Genomic DNA, 16,891 nt, shown 5'->3' with positions numbered 1-16,891 from the left:
ACGCAGAAGCCCCCGGTCAGACCCGGGGGCTTTTTCGTGCCCTTCCGTTACATTCCTTCTTGGACATAAATAGGTCGGACACTAATCACCGCCGAGTGCGGGAGGCTGCGTCTCGATGGTCGATCCGGAGACCGGACGACGCCCCCGGCGTCGTTGCTGACCTCTGATGACCACCGCCAACCCCACGAGGATCAGGACGAGCCCGCCATACGTCCCTGCGGGTAGTTTCTCGTCCAGGAATACAGCGGCGAGGAAGGCGGCACCGGGAATCTCGAGCAGGATGATCATGGAGACGACCAGGGGACTCATCACGGCCAGCAAGTGGTTGAAGACCGAGTGACCCATGATCTGCGCCATGAGGGTCACCCCCAGGATTCCCGCCCACGCACCTGGACTGAACCCTGTGACCGGCTGCGCCGTGACTGCGCACAGGACCAGGAGGATCACGGCGCAGGCACCATAGCAGAGGCTGGTGTAGGTTCCCGTGGACATGGTCTTCCGGGCTGCTGCGCCGGCCATCTGGTAGACGGCTGCGAGTGCTCCTCCTGCCAGCGCCAGGAGGTCACCCAGCAGGGCGTCCCGAGACAGGGAGAGATCGAAGCCGGTGATGATCACGACGCCGAGGAATGCGACGCCCAGCCCGGCGACGACGGCGCCCTGCGGCCGGGAGCCGAGCAGGGCGTTGAACAGGGCAATCCACGCGACCTGCAGGCACACGAGGGCGGTGGCGGCCGCTACCGAGGTGAGCTTGAGGGCGGAGATGAAGCAGACGAAGTGGAGAGCGAGGGCGACAGCTGCGATCGTGAGCCGACGCACGTCGGGACCCCGCAGTGCGGCGAACTCCGCCCGCTTCGAGACGGCAGCAGGGCCACCCATGAGGACCGCGCCGATCAGGTTCCGCCAGAACGCGATGGCGAGGACGGGCGCCGCCGTAGCGGCCATGATCGGGCCGGATGCGGACACACCGATCACGCCCAGGATCGAGAGGAAGATGATCACCCGGCAACACTATGGCACCGGACGTGCTCCGATGACCGCATGCTCCGTCGCTCCTGACCCCTCCACGCAGAAAGTCCCGGTCATGGACCGGGACTTTCCTTCGGTGGAGGCACGGGGACTCGAACCCCGAACCCCCTGCTTGCAAAGCAGGTGCGCTACCAATTGCGCCATGCCCCCGAATCGGAGTGTGGACCTCTACGGTCGCGCCCTCCGGCGGTTCTACATCACATCGTCCGTCGCGTTGCTCCAGACACTCTTGCTCTTCTCCGAATCCTGCCAGCGCTTGTACACGAGAAGACCGGCTGCAGCTGCTGCTGCGATCAGCACCTTCTTCACGACAATCTCCTTGCAGTTCCCTGCGAGTGGTGGATCCGTGGGCGTACCAGGACTTGAACCTGGGACCTCTTCGTTATCAGCGAAGCGCTCTAACCGCCTGAGCTATACGCCCCGATACCTCTTCGGGCCGAGATACGACTTTACAGTAGTGTCTCGGCATTCTTCAAATCGCACCCGGGGGTCCGAAGAGGCCGGTACTTCAGTCGTCGGTCAGGGTCACACCGATGCCACCGACCAGCGTCGAGGAGATGTTGTAGAGCACGGCCGAGAGCATGGCGAGTGCCGTCAGGAGCACCACGTTCACCACCGCGATGATGGTCGCGAAGGACAGCACCTGGGGTAGCGAAGCGAACTGCCGCAGATCGAACCCACCGCTCTCCGAGCCGGCGATCTCACGCAGCAACTCGTTCACGCCGTCGAAGATCCCGGTCAGGTCGAGGACGGTCCAGATCACGAAGGACGCCACGACGGTGACGATACCGAGCGCGACCGAGAGCAGGAAGGACATCTTGAGGACGGACCAGGGATCCACCTTGCTGACGAGGAGCCGAGCCTTGCGGGCCTTGGCCTTCGGGGCCGGCCTGACCAACCCGGGACGCTGCGGCGGCCTGCTCTGCTGGCTGCCTGCGGAGGCTGGACGCTGTGTCGGACGCGCCGGGGCGTTCACCCGTGGCGGCGCCCCGGACGTGCGGACTTGTCCGCTCGACGAGCGCGGGTTGGTGTTGGCCGAGCTCACTCGCTACCTCCGTGTTCGGGCGACTCAGCGTCAGGCTCAGCCGTTTCCTCTGTCGACAACCGTACTTCATCGGCTGTGAACTGCGCAGGTTCCTCCTGGGGCGTCACCGTATCGATCACGTCGACATCGGGACTCGCCTCGGACGGATCGTCGACCAACCCTTCCTCCACCGCGACGCTCCGCTCACTGTTCCTCGCGACGGCGATGATGCGGTCGGTCTTGTCCGGCTTCGCAAAGATGACCCCCATGGTGTCGCGGCCCTTCGCGGGAACACCCGCCACGGCCGAACGCACCACCTTGCCGCCACCCATGACCACGAGGACCTCGTCCTCCTCCTGGACGACGAGGGCACCGACGAGGTCACCGCGCTCCTCGGCCAGCTTGGCGACCTTGATCCCGAGGCCTCCGCGGCCCTGCACGCGGTAGTCCTCGACCTTCGTCCGCTTGGCGAATCCTCCCTCGGTCACGATGAACACGAAGGAGTCGTCGCTCACGACGTTGGCTGCGAGCAGGTCGTCGTCATCGCGGAACTTCATGCCGGTCACTCCGGAGGTGGCACGTCCCATGGGCCGCAGGGCGTCGTCGTCCGCCGTGAACCGCAGCGACTGACCCTTGCGGGAAACCAGCATGATGTCATCGTCCCCGGAGACGAGCTGCGCCGAGACGAGTTCGTCGTTGTCCCGGAGGTTGATGGCGATCACGCCGGCCGTCCGGTTGGTGTCGTAGTCCTCGAGCCGCGTCTTCTTGACGAGTCCGCGCTTGGTGGCCAGCACCAGGTAGGGCGACTGCTGGTAGTCCCGGAGGTCCAGCACCTGCGCGATCGTCTCGTCGGGCTGGAAGGCCAGGAGGTTCGCCACGTGCTGACCCTTGGCATCCCGCGCGGCCTCGACCAGTTCGTACGCCTTGGCGCGGTAGACGCGGCCGAGGTTGGTGAAGAACAGGAGCCAGTGGTGCGTCGTGGTGACGAAGAAGTGCTCGACGACGTCGTCACCTCGCAGCTGGGCTCCCCTGATCCCCTTGCCGCCGCGCGCCTGCTGACGGTAGTTGTCGCTGCGCGTGCGCTTGACGTATCCACCGCGGGTGATGGTGACGACCATCTCCTCCTCGGGGATCAGGTCCTCCATGCTCATGTCACCGTCATAGCCCATGAGGATCTCCGTGCGGCGGTCGTCACCGAACTTGGCGACGATCTCCGACAGCTCGGTGCTGACGATCCCGCGCTGGACGTCCTCGGAGGCGAGGATCCGGTTGAACTCGGTGATCATCTGTTCGAGTTCCGCATGGCGGTCCTGGATCTTCTGCCGTTCCAGGGCCGCGAGGCGGCGGAGCTGCATGTTCAGGATCGCCGTGGCCTGGAGCTCGTCGATCGAGAGCAGACCCATGAGTCCGTCCCTGGCCTCCTCGGTGGTCGACGACGCACGGATCAAGGCGATGACCTCGTCCAGCGCATCGAGTGCCTTGAGCAGCCCGCGGAGGATGTGCGCCTCCTCCTCGGCCTTGCGCAGCCTGTACCGCGTGCGACGGACGATGACCTCGAGCTGGTGCGTCACCCAGTGCCGGATGAAGGCGTCGAGGCTCAGCGTGCGCGGCACATCATCGACGATGGCCAGCATGTTGGCGCTGAAGTTGTCCTGCAGCTGCGTGTGCTTGTAGAGGTTGTTCAGGACCACCTTCGCCACGGCGTCGCGCTTGAGCACGATCACGAGGCGCTGCCCCGTACGGCCCGACGTCTCGTCCCGCAGGTCCGCGATCCCGCTGACCTTGCCGTCCTTGACCAGCTCGGCGATCTTGATGGCGAGATTGTCCGGGTTGGCCTGGTAGGGAAGTTCCGTGACGACGAGGCAGGTGCGGTTCTGGATCTCCTCGACATTGACGACGGCGCGCATCGTGATGGAGCCGCGGCCGGTCCGGTAGGCGTCCTCGATGCCCTTGTGACCGAGGATCTGCGCACCGGTCGGGAAATCGGGGCCCTTGATCCGGGCGATCAGCGCTTCGAGCAGTTCCTCCTTCGATGCCTCGGGGTTCTCCAGATACCACTGCACGCCATCCGCGACCTCGCGCAGGTTGTGCGGCGGGATGTTGGTGGCCATGCCGACGGCGATCCCCGAAGACCCGTTGACGAGCAGGTTCGGGAACCGTGACGGGAGGATCGTCGGTTCCTGGTTCTTGCCGTCGTAGTTGTCCTGGAAGTCGACGGTCTCCTCGTCGATGTCGCGGACCATCTCCATGGCGAGCGGCGCCATCTTCGTCTCGGTGTACCGCGGCGCGGCGGCGCCGTCGTTGCCCGGCGAACCGAAGTTGCCCTGCCCGAGCGCCAACGGATACCGCATGGTCCAGTCCTGGATGAGCCGGACGAGGGCGTCGTAGATCGCGGAGTCGCCATGGGGGTGGTACTGCCCCATGACCTCACCGACCACGCGGGCACACTTGTTGAACGAACGGTCCGGCCGGTAGCCACCGTCGAACATCGCGTAGAGCACGCGACGGTGGACGGGCTTGAGTCCGTCCCGGACGTCGGGCAGGGCCCGGCCGACGATGACGGCCATGGCGTAGTCCAGGTAGGACCGCTGCATCTCCGTCTGCAGGTCGACCTGCTCCACGCGGTCCGTCAGGACCTCACCCTCGATGGGCTCGTCCGGTCCGTTGCCGGTGATGTCGTCACTCATGAATCAGTTCCGTTCGTCATGTTTTACCCGCAGTACTGGCGAATCCGAGCGAGGGTGGCCCGGCGTTCCGTGGAGGCGCTGTGATCTTCGCGAGGAACGAGCGAAGGTCGTTGCGCCGGCAGAACGCCGGTGCGACCCGTCAGATATCGAGGAAACGCACGTCCTTGGCGTTCTGCTGGATGAAGTTGCGTCGCGATTCGACGTCCTCGCCCATGAGCACCGAGAACACCTGGTCGGCTGCGGCGGCGTCGTCCATGGTCACCTGCAGCAGCGTCCGGTGATCAGGATCCATGGTGGTGTCCCACAGTTCTGTGTAGTCCATCTCGCCGAGACCCTTGTACCGCTGGATCCCGTTGTCCTTCGGGAGACGCTGGTTCCGCGCCAGGCCCATCTTGATGACCTCGTCGCGCTCCCGGTCGCTGAAGACGTAGTCGTGCTTCGCGTTGGACCATTTGATCCGGTACAGGGGCGGCTGCGCGAGGTAGACGAACCCGTTCTCGATCAGCGGGCGCATGTAGCGGAAGAGCAGGGTGAGGAGCAGGGTGGTGATGTGCTGCCCGTCGACATCGGCATCGGCCATGAGCACGATCTTGTGGTATCTGGCCTTCGCGACATCGAAGTCCTCACCGATACCGGCGCCGAACGCGGTGATCATCGCCTGGACCTCACTGTTGCCGAGCGCCCTGTCGAGGCGCGCACGCTCGACGTTGAGGATCTTCCCGCGCAACGGCAGGATGGCCTGGGTCTCGGGATTGCGCCCCCGGACCGCGGAACCGCCTGCCGAGTCACCCTCCACGATGTAGATCTCGGACCGCGACGGGTCCTTGGACTGGCAGTCCTTGAGCTTGCCCGGCATACCGCCGGACTCGAGGAGCCCCTTCCGCCGTGTGGACTCCCGTGCCTTCCGGGCAGCGAGCCGTGCCTGGGAAGCCTGGATCGACTTGCGGATGACGTCACGGGCCGGGCCGGGGTTGCGCTCCAGCCAGTCCCCGAGCTGATCCGTGACCACGCGCTGGACGAACCCCTTCACCTCGGAGTTCCCGAGCTTGGTCTTGGTCTGGCCCTCGAACTGGGGCTCGGAGAGCTTGACGGAGATGACAGCCGTCAGGCCCTCGCGGATGTCGTCACCCGTGAGGTTGTCGTCCTTCTCCTTGATGATGTTCTTCTCGCGCGCGTACCGGTTGATCAGGGTGGTCATGGCAGCACGGAAGCCCTCTTCGTGCGTCCCGCCCTCGTGCGTGTTGATCGTGTTGGCGTACGTGTGGACGCTCTCGGAATACGCCGAGGTCCACTGGAGAGCGATCTCCACGGACATGGTGCGGTCAGCGGTCTCCGTGTCGAACGCGATCACATCGGGATGGACCACCTCGACGCGCTTCGACGAGTTCAGGTGCTGCACGTAGTCGAGCAGGCCGTTCTCGTACAGGTACTGGACCTCGCGGTGCTTCGGCGTGGCGTCCTCGCCGGTCTCGGCGGTGACCTCGTCCTCGACCTCGTCGGCGTGCTCGTCCGTGAGGGTGATACGGAGGCCCTTGTTGAGGAAGGCCATCTGCTGGAAGCGCGCCCGGAGGGTTTCGAAGTCGAACTCGGTCGTCTCGAAGATCGAAGCATCCGGGTAGAACGTCTGCGTGGTCCCCGTCTCGTTCGTCTCCTCGCCCTTGCGCAGCTCGCCGACGGGCTTCCCACCGTCCGCGAAGGTCTGGCGCCAGACGTGTCCCTGGCGCCGAACCTCGGTCTCGACGCGCTTCGACAGCGCATTGACCACGGAGATGCCGACGCCGTGCAGACCACCGGAGACGGCGTAGCCGCCGCCGCCGAACTTCCCGCCGGCGTGCAGGATGGTCATGACGACCTCGACGGTCGGACGACCCTCCGTAGGGTGCATGTCCACGGGGATCCCGCGGCCGTTGTCCACGACCTTCACGCCGCCGTCGGCCTGCAGGGTGACCTCGATGTGGTCGCAGTACCCGGCCAGTGCCTCATCGACGGAGTTGTCCACCACTTCGTACACGAGGTGGTGGAGCCCCCGCGGACCCGTCGAGCCGATGTACATCCCAGGCCGCTTCCGCACGGCTTCCAGGCCCTCGAGGACCGTGATCTCGCTCGCGCCGTACGCGTGCTCCGTCGCTGCCTCCAGGATCGGGGACTCACCCTCGCCGATTACCACATCACTTGCGTTCAACTCGTTCTCGTGTGCCACAGGCGCAAACGGCTCCTCAACTGGGTGGACAACAACAATCTCACCCCATTCTACCCTGAGGAGGGCTACAATCGCGCACGAACAGGCCCTCATCGGCCACTGAACGGGCGTCAGAGCGAACAGCGGGTCGTCCCGTGAGGACCGATACCGGTGAGGCACCCCCGATTGCCCTACAGCCCGCTCAGAGGACGCAGAACTCGCCGCGTGTCATCCGTAGGTGTCGCGCGGGCCGCGGCCCTTCACGGTCCGCCCGCCCTTGCGCCAGCTGGGCGCTGCCGGCCCGACGACGGAGAGGCGCGTGACGACCCCGGGCCCCAGCTCCGCCTCGAACCGCTGCAGGACCTGCGGCGTGATGAGGCGCAACTGTGTGGCCCAGGCCGTCGAATCGCATCTCACGAGGACCGTGTCCGCGTCGAAACTCTCCGGCACGCAGTGGGCCGCGATGTCCGCACCGACGATCTCGTCCCAGCGTGAGAGGACCGATCCGACGGCGACCGGAGACCTCCACCCCCGCTCGGCGAGCATGCGGGAGAAGACGTTCCCCAGTCCCTCCGGATCACGCCCTCCGTAGACCGGGTCCGGGGACCAGCGCCTCCGGGCCGTCTTCGCCGGTTTCCGTGTGGAGGCCTCGCGAGGAGTACCACGCGAAGCGGAGGCGTTCCGCAGGCGATTGAGCAGTGCCTGGGGGGCATCCTGTTCAGGGAATCCAACGCCCGGACCGACATCGGCCGAAGCGCCGCGATCACCGAGAGACATACCTGTATCGGAATATGCCGACGGCAATATGTTCTCGGGATCGTCAGCGGGCTCCGGGTCACGCACGGCGGGCGTCCCCTGCATCGATCCCGCCGGACACGACGCGGATCTGTCGACCGACCAGTGCATCGGGGATGTCGTCGCCCACGGCGGCGGTCACCAGCACCTGTTCGGCGGGCGCCACGATCGATGCGAGCCTGTGGCGCCGCTCGGCGTCCAGCTCCGCGAAGACGTCGTCGAGGATCAGGACGGGACCACCCCCGGGTGTCCGGTCCTCCTGCAACAACAGGTAGTAGGAGGCAAGCCTCAGGGCGAGTGCCATGGACCAGGTCTCGCCATGGGAGGCGTATCCCTTCGCGGGCACGGCTCCGAGCACCAAACCGAGATCATCGCGATGCGGTCCCACGAGGGAGAGTCCGCGCTCCAGTTCCTTCTTCCGGTGCCGCAGCAGGGTATCCACGAACAGCTGGGTCAGTGCGGGGGCGTCCAGCCCCCGCAGGGTGTTCTCCGTCCCGTCACCGGGTACGGCGATCGGGACGTCGTCGTCGGCGCCGGAGTCGCCCATCGGCGAGACGGAGACGCTCGAGGCATAGGCGAGCTCCGCGGTCTTCGATCCGTCCGTCAACTCCGCATAGGCCCGCTGGACGAGCGGTCGGAGTTGCCCGACGAGCACCAGCCGAGCGGACAGCAGGCGTGCCCCCGCCTCGGCGAGGTGCTGGTCCCAGACGTCGAGGGTCGACTCGTGGGCGGCCGAGAACCGCCCGGCGGTCCGGCCCGATTTCAGGAGGGCGTTCCGCTGTTTCAGGACACGCTCGTAATCGGCGCGGAGGGCCGACTGATGGGGAAGCAGGGAGACCATGACGTCGTCGAGATACCGTCGTCGGCCGGAAGGGTCTCCCTTCACCAGTGCGAGGTCCTCCGGTGCGAAGAGCACGGTCTTCAGGATCCCGGCGGCATCACGTGCCCTTACCGGGTTGGAACGGTTGATCCGGGCACGGTTCGCGGTCTCGGCATTGATCTCCACCTCGACGGTGGTCCGCTGGTCCCCACGGACCAGCCGTCCGCGGATGATCGCCCTGTCCTCGCCGAAGGAGATCAGGGGCCGGTCGGTACTGACCCGATGGGAGGAGAGCGAGGCCAGATACCCTACGGCCTCGACGATGTTGGTCTTGCCGACACCGTTCGGTCCCACGAAGACCGTCGTCCCGGGGCCTATCTCCGCGTCGAGCTGGGGGTAGCTGCGGAACCCGGTGAGCGAGAGGTGCTCAACGTACACCGGGCACCACTCACTCCGCTGTCGGCTGGGCGGGCTTCACGGCGTGGCCGCCGAACTGGTTGCGGAGTGCTGCGACCATTTTCATGGCCGGTGCATCGTCCTGCCGTGAGGCGAAGCGGGCGAACAGGGCGGCCGTTATGGCGGGTGCGGGGACGGAGTTGGCGATGGCTTCCTCGACCGTCCAGCGGCCCTCGCCCGAATCCTCGACGTAGCCGGCGATCCTGGACAGTCCCGGGTCCTCCTGCAGCGCCTTGACGAGGAGGTCCAGGAGCCAGGACCGTACGACGGTCCCTTTCTGCCATGCGGCGAAGGTGCCGTGGACGTCCTTGACGATGTCCTTGGCCTCGAGCAGCTCGTAGCCCTCGGCGTACGACTGCATGAGTCCGTACTCGATCCCGTTGTGGACCATCTTGGCGTAGTGACCGGCACCGACGTCCCCCACGTGGACGAAGCTCTCGGAACGCTCACCCTCGGGACGCAGCGCATCAAAGATCGGCATGGCGAGCTCGATGTCCTCCTGGGTGCCGCCGGCCATGAGTCCGTAGCCGTTCTCCAGGCCCCACACCCCGCCGGATACGCCGCAGTCCAGGAACCTGACGCCTTTCTGCGCGAGCAGGGTCGCGTGGATCTGATCGTCCGTGAATTTCGAGTTGCCGCCGTCGATCACCAGGTCGCCCGGGCTCAGGAGTTCGGAGAGGTCCTTCACCACCGCGTCGGTGATCTGCCCCGCGGGAACCATCACCCAGATGATCCGCGGGATGGGGAGCGCCGCGACGAGCTCTTCGAGGCTCGGCACGTCGGTGCGGTCCGGACTCCGGTCGAATCCGGTGACCTCGATGCCTTTCTCCCGCAACCGACCTCTCATGTTGAAACCCATTTTTCCGAGTCCGATGAGGCCGATATGCATGAGATTCTCCTTCTGACGGTGAGTTCGGCCGAGGGTGGGGCCGATCGCTGTGCCTGGGGGCGGCCTACTGGTTGGGAAGCCGCACGGGCATCAGCAGGTACCTGTAGTCTTCCCTGTCCTCACCCGTGACGTCATCCTGGGCGGACATGACCGCAGGCTTCGGAGGTGAGGTAAAGGAGAAACGCACATACGGGCTGCTGAAGGCACCCAGACCCTCACTCAGGTAATGCGGGTTGAAGGCGACGGTGATGTCATCGCCGTCCAACGTCGCTTCGATGGCCTCGGATGCCTGTGCGTCCTCGCCGGTGCCGGCGTCGAGCGTGACCTGACCATCGGTGAACGCGAGACGGACCGGGGTGTTCCGCTCGGCGACGAGGGAGACACGACGTACAGCCTCGACCAGCGTGCTGGTCTGGACCGTCGCGTGGATCGGGGTCTTCTCCGGGAAGAGCGAACGGATCTTCGGGTAGTCGCCATCCACGAGCAGCGAGGTCGTCCGTCGACCGCCTGATTCGAAGCCGATCAGTTCCGAGTCCGCAGAGAAGGCGATGTTGAGGTCTCCGGCCCCACCGAGTGTCTTCGCTACTTCGTTGAGTGTCTTCGCCTTGACGAGCGCGCTGGTCGAGATTCCGGGAGTGGTCGGTCTCCAGGACACTTCACGGAGCGCCAGGCGGTATCTGTCCGTTGCGAGCAGGGTGATGAGATCGTCCTCGATCTCCATGCGGACGCCGGTCAGGATGGGCAGGGTGTCATCACGGCTGGCGGCGATGATCACCTGGGAGACGGCCTGGGCGAACGCGTCGCCGTCGACGACACCACTGACGTCGGGGAGTTTCGGTAGCTCCGGGTACTCACCCTCCGGCATGGTGGCGAGGTTGAAGCGGCTGTTCCTACAGGTGAGGGTGACTTTGGAGCCGTCGGTGGCGACCTCCACGGGAGCGGACGGAAGGCTACGGCAGATGTCGGCGAGGAGTCGGCCTGAGACGAGGATCGTGCCTTCTTCCAGGACATCGGCCGCGATCTCGAGACGCGCGGAGATCTCGTAGTCGAAGCTCGCAAGACTGAGTGTTCCTGCCTCGGCCTTGATCAGCAGTCCTGCGAGAACGGGCACCGGCGGCCGTGGAGACAGCGAGCGTGCGGTCCAGGAGACAGCCTCTGCCAGTACATCCCGCTCAACTCTGAATTTCACGGAGCAGTGCCGCCTTTCAAAAAAACAGCCACCGGCGGAGCCGGCGGGTGATGGGTCCAACGTCGTCCACGGAGGGGCCCGGGCACGGGGAACTACAACCCTACTGGGTGAAAGCTTAGCCGGACATCGGGTCCGCGAAGCGGGGCGGAGGTCCGGGGGATCGGTGCGGAGCGGGACGTGGAATGTTATCTGAAGAACTTTTGAAGTTTAAGGTTCGTAGTGTTAATAACTGCTGTGGATTCTGTGGATAACCCACTGCGGCCGCGGGGTTGCACTGAAGTGACCTGTGGACAAGGTGTGGGTCGGCGGAACGGCCGGCAGGAGTCCCCTGTGGGCAAGATCCTTGTAGTTCCAGCGATCCACAGGGCGAGGGGGGTTTGTCCTCAGGATGACCGTGCTGAGGGAGGGGTTTATCCACAGCTGTGTCCACACCTGTTAATTACTGACGGGATGCGGCCGAACTCGTCCGCGGTGCTCAGGCTTCGCGTTGTTTGTGCTTGATCCGGTTGGTCAGTTCCGTGACCTGATTGAAGATCGCACGGCGTTCGGCCATGAGTTCACGGATCTTCCGGTCCGCGTGGATGACCGTGGTGTGGTCACGACCGCCGAGTTCGGCACCGATCTTCGGAAGCGACATGTCCGTCAACTCCCGACACAGGTACATCGCGATCTGCCGCGCCGTGACGAGGGTGCGCGTCCGCGACTTGCTGCACAGTTCCTCCAGGCTGATCTGGAAGTAATCAGCCGTCTGCGCCATGATCACCGTCGACGTGATCTCCCGGGCGCCGTCGTCGGAGATGAGGTCCTTGAGGACGATCTCCGCCAGGTTGACGTCGACCTGCTGCCGGTTCAGGCTGGCGAACGCCGTCACCCGGATCAGGGCCCCCTCGAGTTCCCGGATGTTCGTGGCGATCTTCGAGGCGATGTACTCAAGGACGTCGTCGGGTGCGCTCAGGCTGTCGCTGATCGCTTTCTTCCGCAGGATCGCGATCCTGGTCTCCAGCTCGGGTGGCTGGATGTCGGTCAGCAGGCCCCATTCGAAGCGGGACCGCATGCGCTCCTCGAACCCGATCAGCTGCTTGGGCGGCAGGTCCGACGTGATGACGACCTGCTTGTTGTGGTTGTGCAGCGCGTTGAAGGTGTGGAAGAACTCCTCCATCGTCCGGTCCTTGCCGGAGAGGAACTGGATGTCGTCGATGAGGAGGATGTCCACGTTGCGATAGGTCTGCTTGAAGCTCGACCCCTCGTCGTCCCGGATCGAGTTGATGAAGTCGTTGGTGAACTCCTCCGAATTCACGTACCTGACCCTGATCCCCGTGTACAGGTGGCGGGCGTAGTGCCCGATGGCATGCAGGAGGTGTGTCTTCCCGAGGCCCGAGTCGCCATAGATGAACAGGGGGTTGTAGGCCTTTGCCGGTGCTTCGGCGACGGCCACGGCGGCAGCGTGGGCGAAGCGGTTGGAGGATCCGATGACGAAGGTGTCGAAGATGTATTTCGGGTTCAGCCGGCCGAACTCGTGCGAGTTGCTCGGTGGCGTCGGTGACGGCTTCGTCTCGCCCTTGGGTTCCGGGGAGGATTCCTCCGGTTCGGGATCCGGTTCCTCCTCCCTGACGGGGGTCAGCTCCGGATCGATGACGAAGGCGCACTGGATGTCCTCACGGAAGACGTCGTGCAGGGCCTCGTCGAGCGCACTCTTCAACTGCGTCTGCAGGACTTCACGGGTGAGTTCGTTCGGAACAGCGATGAGCATGGTGGTGCCGATGAGCCCCTGGGCCTGGGCGAGCACCATGAAGCCCCGCTGCCGGGGAGTGACACGATCGTCCTGCTCGAGGGTCCGGATGACTTTGCGCCAGGAACTCCCGACGTCGTTTACCTCATCTGTACCCACGGAAAACCCCTCTTGGCTCTGCAGTCCACCCTCGAAAAGGTCCGTCATCCACAGACTTGTACACAAGGCGTGGATAAACGGACCATGGCAAGACTAGAGGATGGAAAGTACAGAAGATAGCGGACCTGCGGGGCCTGGACGGGGGCGCGGAGACCTTCACGGGAGCCTCGGGAGTGGCCGTGTACTGTTGGTCGGGTACCGGTTGTCCACAGGTTGTAGAGAAGTATGGTCCACAGCCGACCGACCGCGAGTTTGACGCCCCTGAGCCGCGTCCCCTAACGTGATGTAGTCCAACATGTCTGCATTTCGCATGCCATCACAGATGTTCCCGGGTACGAAGTGGCCTCGGGATGTGACAGCTCTCCCGCGAATGTCGGATGTACACCTTCATCGCGTCAGTCTGTTCTTCCCCCTTGTTGCAATGGGCCGGACGCATCTCAAGATCGTTCTGGAGTAACTACAGTGAGCAAGCGGACCTTTCAGCCGAATAACCGCCGTCGTGCCAAGAAGCACGGTTTCCGTCTTCGCATGCGCACCCGCGCAGGCCGCGCCATCCTGTCGGCGCGCCGCGGCAAGGGCCGTACCGAACTCTCGGCCTAAGCGGTTCCCTCCCCGCCATGCAGCCCTCGGGTGATCGCGCCGGCGCAGGCTCTCCTCTCCCCTCCGTGGATTGGTCCGACCTGTGCTCCCGGTGATCCATCGGGTGCGAGCAGCGGCGGATTTCGCACGTACCGTACGTTCCGGTGTCCGTTCAGGGCGCCGGAACGTCGTGCTATACGGGGCCATGACGTCGTCGGATGCCCCCTCCCGGGTCGGTTTCATCGTCGGCAAGAACGTGGGGAACGCCGTCGCGCGGAATCTCGTTAAGCGAAGGCTTCGCCATGTCATGGCGGAGTGGATCCGGACACACCCGCAGGGTTTCGACGTCGTCGTCCGCGCACTTCCCGCATCGGCAGGCGCCGAGTGGCAGGACGTGCACCGGGACGTGACGGGAGGGCTCGCAGCGGTGGTTCGGAAGCTGGAGCGGTCGCAGGTCCCGGAGAAGGAAGGCAGAGTATCGTGAAGAAGGTCGCCGTCGCTGTGCTGGCCTTCCTCATCGGTCTGCCGCGTCTCGCTGCGATCTGGCTCCTGATCGCGTACCGGAAGGTCGTCTCTCCGCTGTACGGCCAGGTGTGCCGTTTCTACCCGAGCTGCTCCGCCTATGCGCTGGAGGCGGTCACGGTCCACGGCTTCCTGAGGGGAACGTGGCTCGCCGCACGGCGGGTGGTCCGCTGCCACCCATGGAACGACGGCGGCGTGGATCACGTACCCGAGGGTTCCAGGATCTTTCCGGACGGGAAGGTCCCTTCGATTGTTGTGTTGAACCACCCGGTCATCCCGGCCGATGACGAAAGCCGCCCGGCGGCTCGAGGAGCAAACTGATTGTGGGTTTTTTTGAGACGATCCTGGCGCCGTTCAGGTGGCTCGTGTCGTGGATCATGTTCATGTTCCACGAGGGCTTCTCGTTCCTCGGGATGGACCCTGCATCCGGGTGGACCTGGGTGCTTTCCATCGTCGGACTCGTCGTCGTCATCCGTGCCGCCCTGATCCCGGTCTTCGTCAAGCAGATCAAGGCGCAGCGCGGGATGCAGGCCCTGCAGCCGGATCTCCGCAAGCTGCAGCAGAAGTACAAGGGCAAGACCGACCAGCTCTCGCGCCAGGCCATGACGCAGGAGCAGATGGCGCTCTACAAGAAGCACGGGACGAACCCGTTCGCTGCCTGCCTGCCGATCCTCATCCAGATGCCGTTCTTCTTCGCGCTCTTCACGGTCCTCAACGGGATCTCCCGCGCGAGCGAGGAGGGCATCGAGATCGGCGCCCTCTCGCCGGAGTCCGTCCGCCAGTTCGACGATGCCACCATCTTCGGGGCTCCCCTCTCGTCCACCTTCCTCGGCAGCTTCGGAGCCGACGGGAACATCAGCGTGATCATCCTCTCCGTCATCATGATCATCGCGATGACGGCCTCGCAGTTCATCACGCAGAAGCAGATCATGGCGAAGAACATGTCCGAGGAGGCCATGCAGAGCCCCTTCATGCGTCAGCAGAAGATCATGCTCTACATCCTCCCGCTGGTCTTCGGCATCGGCGGGATCAACTTCCCGATCGGTGTCCTCGTGTACTGGACCACCACCAACGTGTGGACCATGGCTCAGCAGTTCTACGTGATCCGGAGGATGCCGACGCCGGGATCGCCCGCTGCGAAGGCACTGGCCGATCGCCGCGCCAAGAAGGGTCTGCCCATGGTCCCGCTCCTCGGCGAGCGGAAGGCCGAGCCTGCCATCGAGGCGGTTCCCGAGGCCCGGGTGCAGCGCGTCCAGCCCCAGCGCAAGAAGAGGAAGAAGCGATGAGCGTAGACAACGAAGAGCAGACTCCCGAGCTCGACCCGAACGGGACGGACCAGAGCGGTCCCGGAGAGGCGGACGGCCCGGAGGTCGACGCCCCTGAGGCGGATGCTGCCGAGGAGACCGACGGTCCGGCGGGATCGAGGTCGTCGAGACTCGACGAGGAGGGCGATGTAGCAGCGGACTATCTCGAGGAACTCCTCGACATCGCCGATATCGACGGGGACATCGACATCGAGGTGAGGAGTGGCCGCACCTACATCTCCATCCTGTCCGAGGGCTCCGCCGACACCGGGCTCGGTGCCCTCGTCGGTGCTGACGGAGAGGTTCTCGAGGCGCTGCAGGAGCTCACCCGACTCAGCGTGCTGACCGCGACCGACGCCCGGTCGCGACTGGTTCTGGACGTCGACGGCTACCGCGACAGGCGTGGGCGGGAGCTGACGGCTGTGGCGCAGGAAGCCGTCGACCGGGTGAAGGAGAGCGGCGAGGATGTCGCTCTTGCTCCGATGTCCGCCTACGAACGGAAGATCGTGCACGACGTCGTCGCTGATCTCGGCTTCGTCAGTGAGTCCGAGGGCGAAGGTCAGGCGCGACACATCGTCGTGTCGCCGAGCGATGACTGACAGCCCGGATCAGGCGCCGGGAGCGATTCCTGAGCCGAGCCGGCACGAGCTCGCCGCCGCCGAGAGTATCTTCGGGGGCCGGATCGAGACCGCCCGCGCCTTCGTCGCCCATCTTGCGTCGTCGGGTATCGAACGGGGTCTCCTGGGGCCACGGGAGGTGCCCCGACTGTGGGGACGCCATGTCCTCAACTGTGCGGTGGTCGCCGACCTGATGGCGGTGGATACGACGGTCGTGGACGTCGGCAGTGGTGCCGGTCTTCCCGGTCTCGCGATCGCCATCGCCAGACCGGATCTCGAGTTGCACCTGGTGGAACCCCTGGAGCGGCGGGTCATCTGGTTGAACGAGGTCGTCCGCGATCTCGGCCTCGACAACGTGACGGTGCACCGTGCGAGGGCAGAGCAGCTGGTCGGCGATGTCGCCGGTGACTACGTGACGGCCCGCGCGGTGTCCGCCCTCACGACGCTGGCAGGATGGACCATCCCCCTGGCTCGTCCCGGCGCAGAGGTACTCGCGATCAAAGGGCGAGGGGCGTCGGAGGAGATCGAGAAAGCGAAGAAGGTCATCCGCACATTGGGCGGCGGGACGCCGGAGATCATCGTGATCGGAGATGCAGTACTGGAGGAACCCACAACGGTGGTGCGGATCCCGGTGCGGATCCGCTGATCCTGATTCCCCTGCCCGCGTTGGCTCCTTGCCGTCCCCGTCAGATGGCGGCTGAGTCCCGCAGCGTTCCGGCTACCCTTGTAGATAACGACGTCTGGCATGTGAGAGTGAGCAACCGAGTGACCATCAAGGACGCCCCCGTGAAGAAGGTCGAGGGCCATCGCGCCCTCGGCAACCCTCCCTCGGTCGGCTTGCGTGAAATACAACCGGGAAAGTTTGCAGATCCAGTAAATACAGGTGTCGTTCCACGTGAAGCCCTGTCAGCGCGTG

Annotated in this window: 16 protein-coding genes and 2 tRNA genes; 6 read left to right on the top strand and 12 right to left on the bottom strand. The window is 65.0% G+C overall.

Features of this window, described 5'->3' with window-relative positions; all coding sequences use genetic code 11:
* Positions 1 to 81: 81 nt before the first annotated feature.
* The 12 genes from ACTIMO_RS03440 to dnaA form a co-directional block, all read right to left on the bottom strand.
* The gene (locus tag ACTIMO_RS03440) at positions 82 to 999 is read right to left on the bottom strand and encodes a DMT family transporter (RefSeq protein ID WP_055766151.1); all 918 of its coding nucleotides are present in this window, start codon (positions 997 to 999) and stop codon (positions 82 to 84) included.
* A gap of 104 nt (positions 1,000 to 1,103) precedes the next feature.
* Positions 1,104 to 1,176, bottom strand: a tRNA-Ala gene (locus tag ACTIMO_RS03435).
* 42 nt (positions 1,177 to 1,218) lie between these two features.
* Positions 1,219 to 1,335: a DLW-39 family protein gene (locus tag ACTIMO_RS03430; RefSeq protein WP_235498625.1), complete on the bottom strand. Its 117-nt coding sequence runs from the start codon at positions 1,333 to 1,335 to the stop codon at positions 1,219 to 1,221.
* A gap of 38 nt (positions 1,336 to 1,373) precedes the next feature.
* Positions 1,374 to 1,447: transfer RNA gene (locus tag ACTIMO_RS03425), tRNA-Ile, on the bottom strand.
* A gap of 87 nt (positions 1,448 to 1,534) precedes the next feature.
* Positions 1,535 to 2,071: a DUF3566 domain-containing protein gene (locus tag ACTIMO_RS03420; protein WP_055766154.1), complete on the bottom strand. Its 537-nt coding sequence runs from the start codon at positions 2,069 to 2,071 to the stop codon at positions 1,535 to 1,537.
* A complete protein-coding gene (gyrA, locus tag ACTIMO_RS03415; protein WP_448181496.1) occupies positions 2,068 to 4,737 on the bottom strand; it encodes a DNA gyrase subunit A in 2,670 nt (889 codons plus the stop codon). The genes ACTIMO_RS03420 and gyrA overlap by 4 nt, the downstream gene beginning before the upstream one ends.
* 139 nt (positions 4,738 to 4,876) lie before the next feature.
* A complete protein-coding gene (gene gyrB, locus ACTIMO_RS03410) occupies positions 4,877 to 6,904 on the bottom strand; it encodes a DNA topoisomerase (ATP-hydrolyzing) subunit B (RefSeq protein ID WP_414826612.1) in 2,028 nt (675 codons plus the stop codon).
* Between the two features lie 240 nt (positions 6,905 to 7,144).
* The gene (locus ACTIMO_RS03405; protein ID WP_055766164.1) at positions 7,145 to 7,693 is read right to left on the bottom strand and encodes a DUF721 domain-containing protein; all 549 of its coding nucleotides are present in this window, start codon (positions 7,691 to 7,693) and stop codon (positions 7,145 to 7,147) included.
* A gap of 58 nt (positions 7,694 to 7,751) precedes the next feature.
* Positions 7,752 to 8,969 (bottom strand): DNA replication/repair protein RecF, encoded by a 1,218-nt coding sequence (gene recF, locus ACTIMO_RS03400; protein ID WP_055766167.1) that lies wholly within the window; start codon positions 8,967 to 8,969, stop codon positions 7,752 to 7,754.
* A 10-nt stretch (positions 8,970 to 8,979) separates the two neighbouring features.
* Positions 8,980 to 9,876, bottom strand: a complete 897-nt coding sequence (gnd, locus tag ACTIMO_RS03395) for a phosphogluconate dehydrogenase (NAD(+)-dependent, decarboxylating) (protein ID WP_055766170.1) — start codon at positions 9,874 to 9,876, stop codon at positions 8,980 to 8,982.
* A gap of 64 nt (positions 9,877 to 9,940) precedes the next feature.
* The gene (gene dnaN, locus ACTIMO_RS03390) at positions 9,941 to 11,065 is read right to left on the bottom strand and encodes a DNA polymerase III subunit beta (protein WP_448181495.1); all 1,125 of its coding nucleotides are present in this window, start codon (positions 11,063 to 11,065) and stop codon (positions 9,941 to 9,943) included.
* A 475-nt stretch (positions 11,066 to 11,540) separates the two neighbouring features.
* On the bottom strand, positions 11,541 to 13,001 hold the full coding sequence (gene dnaA / locus ACTIMO_RS03385; RefSeq protein WP_082471166.1) for a chromosomal replication initiator protein DnaA: 1,461 nt from the start codon (positions 12,999 to 13,001) through the stop codon (positions 11,541 to 11,543).
* A gap of 414 nt (positions 13,002 to 13,415) precedes the next feature.
* Here dnaA and rpmH point away from each other — a divergent pair, with 414 nt between their 5' ends.
* The 6 genes from rpmH (at position 13,416) to rsmG (ending at position 16,621) form a co-directional block, all read left to right on the top strand.
* Positions 13,416 to 13,553, top strand: a complete 138-nt coding sequence (gene rpmH, locus ACTIMO_RS03380) for a 50S ribosomal protein L34 (protein WP_022892375.1) — start codon at positions 13,416 to 13,418, stop codon at positions 13,551 to 13,553.
* A gap of 82 nt (positions 13,554 to 13,635) precedes the next feature.
* On the top strand, positions 13,636 to 14,016 hold the full coding sequence (rnpA, locus tag ACTIMO_RS03375) for a ribonuclease P protein component (RefSeq protein WP_055766179.1): 381 nt from the start codon (positions 13,636 to 13,638) through the stop codon (positions 14,014 to 14,016).
* The gene (gene yidD, locus ACTIMO_RS03370; RefSeq protein ID WP_414826592.1) at positions 14,013 to 14,375 is read left to right on the top strand and encodes a membrane protein insertion efficiency factor YidD; all 363 of its coding nucleotides are present in this window, start codon (positions 14,013 to 14,015) and stop codon (positions 14,373 to 14,375) included. Before rnpA ends, yidD begins: the two co-directional genes overlap by 4 nt.
* 2 nt (positions 14,376 to 14,377) lie before the next feature.
* Positions 14,378 to 15,340: a membrane protein insertase YidC gene (gene yidC, locus ACTIMO_RS03365; protein WP_422390938.1), complete on the top strand. Its 963-nt coding sequence runs from the start codon at positions 14,378 to 14,380 to the stop codon at positions 15,338 to 15,340.
* Entirely contained in the window at positions 15,337 to 15,957 is a 621-nt protein-coding gene (locus tag ACTIMO_RS03360; RefSeq protein ID WP_448181494.1) for a Jag family protein, read from the top strand. The genes yidC and ACTIMO_RS03360 overlap by 4 nt, the downstream gene beginning before the upstream one ends.
* Positions 15,950 to 16,621 (top strand): 16S rRNA (guanine(527)-N(7))-methyltransferase RsmG, encoded by a 672-nt coding sequence (rsmG, locus tag ACTIMO_RS03355; protein ID WP_422390937.1) that lies wholly within the window; start codon positions 15,950 to 15,952, stop codon positions 16,619 to 16,621. The genes ACTIMO_RS03360 and rsmG overlap by 8 nt, the downstream gene beginning before the upstream one ends.
* Positions 16,622 to 16,891: the final 270 nt, after the last annotated feature.

This window comes from Arthrobacter sp. CP30 (assembly GCF_053470025.1).
This window is presented reverse-complemented; position numbering and strand designations above follow the sequence as displayed.